We start from the raw sequence: 10237 nt of genomic DNA on the forward strand, positions 1-10237 counted from the left end.
GCTCGCGGTGGTCAAGGTCGACCGAACTCTTTTTGCAAGATCTCGTAGAGCTCGTCCTCCGTCGCCGATGCGATGTCGTGCCCGGTAGCAGCTTGATCCTGGCTTTCCTTCCAGCGCGTGAGCAGGTTCTGCAGGCGGACGGTGATCGCGGTGCTTTCGCTTTCGCTGACGGTCGCGGTGAACAAGCTCGCCTCGAACCGGTCCAGCTCGGCGTCCAGGCCGTCCTCTTCCGCCGGGCCGTCCGCCGCGAGTTCGCCGAAGAGGTACTCCGCCACGGCGACCGGGGTGGGGTGGTCGAACACCACCGTGGCGGGCACCCGGATGCCGCTCGCCGAACCGAGCCCGTTGCGGAACTCCACCGCCGTCAACGAGTCGAACCCGAGCTCGTCGAACGCCCGCTCCGGTTCGATGCTCTCCGTCGACGGATAGCCGAGCACCTTCGCGACTTCCTCCTGGACCAAGGTCAGCAGGACTTCGAGTTGATCGTTTTCGGACAGCCCGGTGAGCCCTTCCCGCAACGAGCCGGCCTCGCCGGAGCCGGTCCGCGCCACGTCCCGCACCTGCCGGAACTCCGGCAGGTCGGCGAACTGCGGGTTGGGTCCGGCCGCGATCAGCGAAGGCGTGAGCAGTTCCCAATCGAGGTCCGCGACCGTGACCGTCGTCGTGGCGTGGGCCACCGCGTGCTCGAGGGCCGTGATCGCCAGCTCCGGCGGCATCGGTGTCGTGCCACCCCGCCGCAACCGGTCGGTGACCGCGGCGCTTCCGGTGGCCATGCCGCTGTCCGCCCACGGGCCCCAGGCCACCGCGGTCGCGGCCAGCCCCAGCGCCCTCCGCTGCTCGGCCAGCGCGTCCAGGAAGGCATTCGCCGCAGCGTAGTTGGCCTGACCGGCGCTTCCCGCGACGCCGACGATCGAGGAGAACAGCACGAACATGCCGATGTCGGTGTCCTTGGTGAGTTCATGCAGGTTCACCGCGGCGTCCACCTTCGGGCGCAGCACCGTGTCGAGCCGGCCGGGCGTCAAGGATTCCAGTACCCCGTCGTCGAGCACCCCGGCCGCGTGCACGATGCCGCTCAGCGGGAACTCCGGGGGAATCCTGGCCAGCAGCTCCGCCAGCGCATCCCGGTCGGCGGCGTCGCATGCGGCCACCGTGACCGTGGTCCCGAGTTCGCTGAGTTCCGCTTCGAGTTCGGCCACGCCGGGGGCAGCGCGCCCCCGGCGGCTGGTGAGCACCAGGTGTTCGGCGCCCTTGCGGGCGAGCCAGCGGGCGATGTGCGCACCGAGCGCACCGGTACCACCGGTGATGATGACGGTTCCGGAACGGGGAGCCCACCCGTCGGCAAGATCATCATCCGGTTGCGCGCGGATGAGCCTGCGCACGAGCACCCCGGAGTCACGTACGGCCAGCTGGTCCTCGTCGCCCATCCCGCTCAAGGCGTCGACGAGGTGGGAGATCGAACGGTCGTCCACGGCCTCCGGGAGGTCGACGAGCCCGCCCCAGCGCTCCGCGTGTTCCATCGCCACCACACGGCCGAGTCCCCACGCCTGCGCCTGCGTCGGATTGCGCATGGCGTCCGAGGGCCCCACGGACACCGAGCCCTGGGTGACGCACCACACCTTGAGTTCGGCTGCCATGTCCCCCAGCGCCTGAACCAGCCCCATGGTCGCGGCGAGACCACCGGGCACCGAAGGCGACGCTGGATGTGGCGTCTCGTCGAGGGCCAGCAAGGACACGATGCGGGAGACCGGCTCTTCGGCCGTCAGTTCGCTCAAGCAGGTGGAAATCGCCTCGCGATCCGCACCTTCGGGCAGCGTCAACGTGCGTACCAGCGCGCCGCGTCCGGTCAGCTCCCGGACGAGGGAGTCGGTCCACCCGCCGGCGGGCAGGTTCGGCGGCCGGACGACGAGCCAGGTCCCTGACACGTTCTTCGCCGGGGCCTCGTTCGACGGCTTCCAGACCACCCGGTACCGCCACTGATCCAGGGTCGACCGTGTGCGGTGCTGCTGGTGCCAGGACGACAGCGCGGGCAACAACGCGGTGACCGAAGCCCGTTCCTGGGCGCCGTCGAGCGCCAGCACCTCGCACACCGCGTCGCCGTCCTCGCGCTCGACGGCTTGCCAGAAGCCGCTCTCCGCCGAAGTCACCAGATCGGCCTGCCTGCCCTCCCCTGTGGCCGGTTCCAGCCAGTAGCGTTGGCGTTGGAAAGCGTATGTCGGCAACTGCACCCGGTGAGCACCGGAAGGGCCGAAGAACGCGGCCCAGTCCACAGCGCAACCATTCACGTAGACCGTGGCCACAGCCTCGACAAGCGACCGCGACTCACCCCGGTCCGCCCGCAGCGCAGGAACCAGCACCGCACCATCCCCGCCGAAGGAATCACTCATCATCGAGATCAACGTGCCGGCTGGACCGATCTCCACGAACCTCGAAACACCCTGCGCCTCCAGCGCGCGGACACCAGCACAGAACCGCACTGTCTCCCGCACATTCCGAACCCAGTACCCGGCCGAGAACTCGGTGATCAGCTCACCGGACACAGTGGACACGATCGGGATTCGCGGCCGCCCATACTCGATCCCCTCCGCGACCCCGCGGAACTCCTCCAGCATTCCCGCCATCCGGGGAGAGTGGAACGCATGACTCACCCGCAGCCGTTTCACCTGGCGGCCCCGCTCCCGCCAGTACGCCACGATGTCCTCGACGACGTCCTCGTCACCGGACACCACAACGGAATCCGGTGCGTTGATCGCCCCGATCGCGGCCTGGGCCTCCCGGCCGGACAACAGCGGCAGCACCTCGGCCTCGGTGGCCTGAACAGCTGCCATGGCGCCACCGGCAGGCAGTTCCTGCATCAACCCCCCGCGCGCCGCCACCAGCACCGCCGCGTCCTCCAGCGACAGCACACCGGCGACGTGCGCCGCGGACAGCTCACCGATCGAATGCCCGCCCACGAAGTCGGGAGTCACTCCCCACGACTCCAGTAGCCGGAACAACGCCACCTCGATCGCGAACAAGGCCGTCTGGGTGAACACCGTCTGGTCCAGCAGCTCGGCGTCCGCCGAACCCCCGGCGGCGAACACCACCTCCCGCACCGAACGGTCCAGGTGCTTGTCCAACTGCTCGCACGCCGCGTCGAAGGCATCGGCGAACACCGGGAACCGGTCGTACAACTCCCGGCCCATACCCGGGCGCTGCGAACCCTGGCCGGCGAACACGAACGCCGTCTTCCCCTTGGTCACCACGCCCTGGATCACCTCGGTGGCACCACGCCCCCGAGCCAGCGCCGCCAGCCCCCGGTGCAACGGCTCCCGGCTCTCACCGACGACGACAGCACGGTGGTTCATACCGGCACGAGTCGTCGCCAGGGAGAATCCCACGTCCGCAGGTGACCACTCACCCACATGGGACGCAAGGCGTTCCGCCTGTGCTCGCAACGCCGCGGCGTTCTTCGCGGAAAGCGGCCAGGGCGTGACGGGAACCGGCGCACCGGCACCGCCGGATGCCTCCGTCTCGATCTCGGGAGCCTGCTCCAGGATCACGTGTGCGTTGGTGCCGCCGATGCCGAACGAGGACACGCCTGCCCGGCGCCGTTCACCGTTCTCCGGCCACGGCACGGCTTCGGTCAGCAGCTCCGCCGCACCGGCCGACCAGTCCACCTCGGAGTTCGGCTCGTCGCTGTACAGGCTCTTCGGCAGCACGCCGTGCCGCATCGCCATCACCATCTTGATCACGCCGGCCACCCCGGCAGCCGTCTGCGTGTGACCGATGTTCGACTTGATCGAACCGATCCGCAGCGGCCGGTTCCGCGGCCGATCCTGACCGTAGGCCGCCAGCAGTGCCTGCGCCTCGATCGGGTCACCGAGATTGGTGCCGGTCCCGTGCGCCTCGACCACGTCGACCTGATCGGCCGACAACCGGCCGCTGGCCAGAGCGTTCTTGATCACCCGCTGCTGCGACAGCCCGTTGGGCGCGGTCAGCCCATTGGACGCGCCATCGTGGTTCACCGCGGAACCGCGCAGCACGGCCAGCACCGGCCGGCCGTTGCGCACCGCGTCGGACAGCCGCTCGACCAGCAGCAACCCGACGCCCTCGCTCAAACCGGTGCCGTCCGCCGCGGCGGCGAAGGACTTGCACCGGCCGTCCAGGGAAAGGAGGCCCTGGCGGGAGAAATCCACGAAGCTGGTGGGCCTCGACATCACCGTCGCGCCACCGGCCAGCGCCAGCGAGCACTCGCCCCGCCGCAACGCCTGCGCCGCCCAGTGCAACGCCACCAACGACGCGGAGCAAGCCGTGTCCACCGTCACCGTGGGGCCTTCGAAACCGAACACGTACGCGATGCGACCAGAAAGGACGCTCAGGGAGTTGCCGGTCAGCACATGCCCCGCGACGTCGTCCTGCTGCTGTCCGCCCACCGTCTCGTAGCCGTAATAGGTGGCGCCGACGAACACGCCGGTCTCGCTGCCCGCGAGGGAGCTCGGGTCGATCTCCGCCCGTTCGATGGCCTCCCACCCGGTTTCCAGCAGCAGCCGCTGCTGGGGGTCCATCGCCAGCGCTTCGCGTGGCGAGATGCCGAAGAAACCCGCGTCGAACTGGGCGGCCTCGTGCAGGAAGCCACCCTTGCACGTGTAACTGGTGCCGGGGCGGCCGGCGGGGTCGTACAGCGCTTCCATGTCCCACCCCCGATCGAGCGGGAAGCCGGAAATGGCGTCGCCGCCCGCGGCGACCAGATCCCACAACTCCTCCGGGGAACTCACACCGCCCGGGTACCGGCAAGCCATGCCCACGATCGCGATGGGCTCCCGATCCTTTTCTTGGACCTCCTGCAGCCGATCGCGGGTCTCGTGCAGGTCGGCGACGGCCCGCTTCAGGTAGTCGCGGAGCTTCTCTTCGTTCGACATCAGGCATTCCCCTTGACCAGCAGAGCTACTGTGAACATCTAGTTCCCGGGTTTGTCGTCGATGAGGGCGAAGAGTTCATCGTCCGTTGCCTCACTCAGCCTTTCCGCCACCGAACCCGTGCGGGGCTGGGCGTTCTTCTCCGGCAGCCGGGACAGCATGTCGGTCAGCCTGGTCGCCACCCGTTCCCGCGCCTGCTCGTCCTCGGCGACCGCCGCGAGGACCGTTTCCAGCCGGTCCAGTTCCTCGAGTGCGGTGACCAGACCCGATTCCCCGGTCGGGGCCGCCAGCTCCGCACGCAGGTAACGGGCCAGCACGGTCGGTTTCGGGTAGTCGAACACCAGCGTCAGCGGCAACCGGAGGCCGGTAGCGGAGCTCAGCCGGCTGCGGAGCTGGACGCCGGTCAGCGAGTCCAGCCCGAGGTCCCGGAACGCCTTGGTCTCATCGATGGCGTCCGCGACGTCGTAACGCAGAACCGCCGCGGTGTGCGTCGCCACCAGTTCAGCGAGTAGTTCTTCCTGTGCTTGTTCGGACAGGCCCGCCAGACTCTGCCGCAGATCGGCTTCCGTGGCCACCCCACCACCCGGGGCGGGCTCAGGCGGGACACGGATGTGCCCGCGCAGCGAAGCGGGGAGCGCGCCCGACGCCGCCAGCGACGCCAGCTTCGCGGTGTCCAGGCGGACCGGGACCAGCAGCGCGTCGCCGGCAGTGAGCCCGGTGTCGAACAGCGCGAGCCCGTCCGCCCGGGACAGCGGCTCGACCCCGCCGGGTGCGGCCGGCGCGGATTCGCCGTCACCGCCGGACCGGTTCCACGGTCCCCAGGCCAGCGACACCGAGGGAAGTCCCACCGCCCGGCGGGACTGGGCCAGCGCATCGAGGAAGGCGGCCGCCGCCGCGTGGCTGCCCTGACCGTGCCCGCCGAGCACGCCGGCGACCGACGAGAAGAGCACGAAACCGCCCAGATCCCGGTCCTTGGTGAGGTCGTGCAAGTTCAGCGCCGTGTCGATCTTCGGCCGCAGCACGGCGTCGAGACGTTCCGGGGTCAGTGAACCGATCACCCCGTCGTCGAGTACGCCGGCGGCGTGCACCACACCGGTCAGCGGGTGCTCCGCCGGAATCCGCGCCAGCACGTCCGCGAGCGCGCGGCGGTCGGTGGCGTCGCACGCGGCGATCGTGACGTCAGCACCGAGCGCGGTGAGTTCCGCCTCCAGTTCCGCGGCACCGGGGGCCTCGCCACCCCGCCGGCCGATCAGTACCAGGTGCCGCACCCCGTGCTCGGCCACCAGGTGCCGCGCCACCACACCACCCGAGGCGCCCGTGCCGCCGGCGATGAGCACGGTGCCGCCCGGGGCGAAGGCGACGCCGCCGGTTCCGGACGCCGCACGTTCGAGCCGTGGTACCAGTACGACACCCTCGCGCAGCGCGAGTTGCGGTTCGTCGACGGTCAGCGCGGCCGGCAGGGTGCGGAAGGAGCTCTCGCTGCCGTCCAGGTCGATCAAGGTGAACCGCCCCGGGTGCTCGGCCTGCGCCGAGCGCACCAAACCCCAGACCGCGGCCCCCGGCAGGTCCCCGATGGTCTCGCCCACTTCGGTGGCGACCGCACCCCGTGTCACCACGGCCAGGTGGGATTCGGCGAACCGCTCATCGGCCAGCCACGATCGGATCAACGCGAGAACGGACTTGGTGACCGCGTACGCCGAGCCGGCCTCGTCACCCGGACCGGATTCGGCGAACACCACGTCCGGCACGCCCGCTTCGGCGATCGAGGCCAGGTCGCCGTACCTTGCGGCCTTGACCCCTTCCAGCCCGAAAATGCCTTCGAGCAGGTCCGGTCCGTCGCCGAGAACCGCCCACCGGCACACATCGGGGGCGGAATCGGTCTCCGCCCCGCGCCACGTCAGGCGGAACAGCGTGCCCGCACCGTCCGGGCGGGCGGCTTGGAGCGCCCCCGCGGAAACCGGCCGGGACACCAGGGACCGCGCCGCGGCAACCGGGGCACCGCGCTCGTCGGTGATCTCGAGGGACAACTCGTCCGGCGTGCTGGCAGCGATCTTCACACGGAGCGCGGAAGCTGCCGAAGCGCTCCAGGAGAAGCCGTTCCAGGCGAACAGGAGCCTGGTCTGCACGGGCGAATCAGCGCCCATGATCCCGGTGACGTGCAGGGCGGCGTCCAGCAGCGCCGGGTGCATCGCGAACGAGTCCGGGTCAACACCGGCGTCTTCGGGAACCCGGATCTCGGCGAACAGCTCTTCCCCACGCCGCCAGCCCGCGGTCAGCCCCCGGAAGGCGGGACCGTAGTCGATCCCCACGGTGGACAGCTGCTCGTACACGCCTGGGATGTCGATCGGAGTGGCGTCCGCAGGCGGCCAGTCGCCGAGGTCGACCGTCAGCTCCTCGGCAGCGGTGGTCAGCGTACCGGTGGCGTGCCGGGTCCAGATCGTGTCGGACTCGTCGCGGTTCCCTGCTTCCGAATGCACGCTCAACGACCAACGGCCCGATTCCTCGGCGCCGACCACGACCTGGAACCGAACGCCGCCGTGCTCGGGCAGCACCAGCGGCGCTTCGAGGGTGAGTTCCTCCAGCAGCTCGCACCCGATGCGGTCACCGGCGCAGATCGCCAGTTCGACGAACACCGATGCGGGCACCAGAACGGTGCCGAGCACCACGTGGTCGGACAACCAGGGATGGGTTTCCAGGGACAGCCGGCCGGTGAACAGCATCCCGTCCGAATCCGGCAGCGGTACGGCCGCGCCCAGCAAGGGGTGCTCCGCCGGGAGGAGACCGAGCGTGCTCACATCGCCGGCCCCCCAGGACGTCCGGGGCCAGTAGCGGCGCCGCTGGAACGCATACGTCGGCAAGGCCACCCGGCGAGCGCCCGAATCCGCGAAGAAGCGGTGCCAATCCACGGCAACGCCCCGCGTGTGCAGTGTGGCGACGGCTTCGGTCAGCGCCACGGCTTCGGTCAGCGTCTCGCGCAGCGCCGGAACCGGTGCCACGTCCTGATCGGTCAGGCATTGCGGGATCAGCGCGGTCAGCACCCCGCCCGGGCCCACTTCGAGGAACGTGGACGCCCCTTCCGCAGCCAGGGCGCGAACACCGTCGCGGAACCGGACGGTTTCGTGCACCTGCCGCACCCAGTGTTCGGCCGAGCACAGCTCGGCCACCGTCCCGAGCCGGCCAGACACATTGGACACGACTGGGATGCCGGGTTCGTGGTAGGCAACGCCTTCCGCCGCTCGGCGGAAGTCCCGCAGCACGGCGTCCAGGTGCGGCGACTGGAACGCACGACTCACCTGCAACCGGCTGCGCGCCGCCACCAGCGCGGCTGCGTCGGACAGCGACAGCACCCCGGCCACGTGCGCCGCCGAGAGCTCGCCGATCGAATGCCCACCGACGAAATCGGGCGTCACACCCCACGACTCGAGGAGGCGGAACAGGGCGACCTCGACGGCGAACAGACCGGCCTGCGCCCACACCGCCTGGTCCGGCAACTCGCCACCGGCGAACACGACCTCCCGCACCGACCGGTCGAGGTGCTTGTCGAGTTCCTCGCACACCGCGTCGAAGGCCCGTGCGTAAACCGGATACTGCTCAGCGAGTTCCCGGCCCATACCCGGCCGCTGCGAACCTTCGCCGGGGAACACGAAGGCCAGCTTGCCTTCCGCGACCACGTCCCGGATCGCTCCGGCCCGTGCCGCACCGCCGGCGAGCACGTCCAGCCCGCGGAGGAGTCCGGCGCGGTCCCCGGCCACCACCGCTGCCCGGTGGTCGAGCCCGGTACGGCCGGTCGCCAGCGAGTACGCGACATCCAGCGCTTCGAGTCCGGGGTGGGACCGGACGTGCTCGGCAAGCCGCTCCGCTTGCGCCCGGAGTGCATCGCCGCTGGTCGCGGACAGCACCCACGGCAACACCGGAATCCGCGCGGTCGCCTCCCCGACCTCGTCCTCGGGTTCCGGGGCCTGTTCGAGGATCACGTGCGCGTTGGTGCCGCCGACGCCGAATGCGGACGCCGCGGCCCGGCGCGGTCGTTGCGCCTCCGGCCACGGGACCGGCTCGGTCAGCAGGCGAACCGCGCCGGCGGACCAGTCCACGTGCGGCGATGGCGCATCGATGTGCAGGGTTTTCGGGAGCTCACCGTGCCGCATCGCCAGTACCATCTTGATCACCCCGGCCATCCCGGCGGCGGCCTGGGTGTGCCCGAGGTTGGATTTCACCGAGCCAAGCCACAACGGACGGTCGTCCGAATGGTCCTGGCCGTAGGTGGCGAGCAGTGCTTGGGCCTCTATCGGATCGCCCAAGGTCGTGCCCGTGCCGTGCGCCTCGACCGCATCGACCTCACCGGCCGATATCCCCGCGTCGGCGAGCGCCTGGCGGATCACCCGCTGCTGTGACGGGCCATTCGGCGCCGTCAACCCGTTGGACGCACCGTCCTGGTTCACCGCGCTGCCCCGAACCACCGCGAGGACTTCGTGCCCGTTGCGCCGCGCGTCCGAGAGTCGCTCCAGTAGCAGCAGGCCGACACCGTCGGAGAACCCGGTGCCGTCGGCGGCCGCGGCGAACGGCTTGCACCGCCCGTCCGCGGCGAGCCCGCGCTGCCGGGAGAATTCCACGAACGCGATGGGGGTGGAAGTCACGGTCACCCCACCGGCCAGTGCGAGCGAGCATTCGCCGGACCGCAGCGACCGCGTGGCCAGGTGCAGCGCGACCATCGACGACGAGCACGCGGTGTCCAGGGTCACCGCGGGCCCTTCGAGCCCGTACACGTACGACAACCGGCCCGAAGCAACCGCACCGGCACGGCCGACGATCAGGTGGCCGTCGACCCCCGCGGAATCCCCGGCGAAGAAATCATCGTAGCCGGATTGACCGGCACCGACGAACACCCCGGTCGCGGTGCCGCGCATCGAGCGCGGATCGATCCCGGCCCGTTCGAACACCTCCCACGAGGTCTCCAGCAGCAACCGCTGTTCCGGATCCATCGCGAGCGCCTCACGCGGCGAGATGCCGAAGAAGCCGGCATCGAAGTCGGTCGCGGCGTCGATGAAGCCGCCCTTGCGCACGTAGGACTTCCCGGACCGTTCCGGGTTCGGGTCGTAGAGGCGCTCGACGTCCCACCCGCGATCGTCGGGGAAGTCGGTGATCGCGTCCCTGCCGTCGCGGAGGACCTCCCAGAACTCGTCCGGTGACCCCACTGAACCGGGAAAGCGGCAGCCCATGCCGATGATGGCGATCGGCTCGCGATCGCGGTCCTCCAGCTCTCGCAGTTGTCTGCGGGTGTCGTGCAGATCGGCAGCCACCCGCTTGAGGTAGTCACGGAGCTTTCCGTCATTCGCCATGCAACC

Annotated in this window: 1 protein-coding gene and 1 pseudogene; both read right to left on the bottom strand. The window is 70.2% G+C overall.

Features of this window, described 5'->3' with window-relative positions:
• Window positions 1-11: 11 nt before the first annotated feature.
• Window positions 12-4898, bottom strand: a pseudogene (locus tag AC07EG_RS05605) (type I polyketide synthase); the annotation flags it as partial.
• A 38-nt stretch (window positions 4899-4936) separates the two neighbouring features.
• Window positions 4937-10231 (bottom strand): type I polyketide synthase, encoded by a 5295-nt coding sequence (locus AC07EG_RS05610; RefSeq protein WP_478251827.1) that lies wholly within the window; start codon window positions 10229-10231, stop codon window positions 4937-4939.
• Between the last annotated feature and the right edge of the window lie 6 nt (window positions 10232-10237).

Source organism: Amycolatopsis sp. NPDC045836, from assembly GCF_056431745.1.

Coding starts and splice junctions, on each gene's coding strand:
- AC07EG_RS05610 (WP_478251827.1), bottom strand. CDS start 10,231: ATGGCGAATGACGGAAAGCTCCGTGACTACCTCAAGCGGGTGGCTGCC.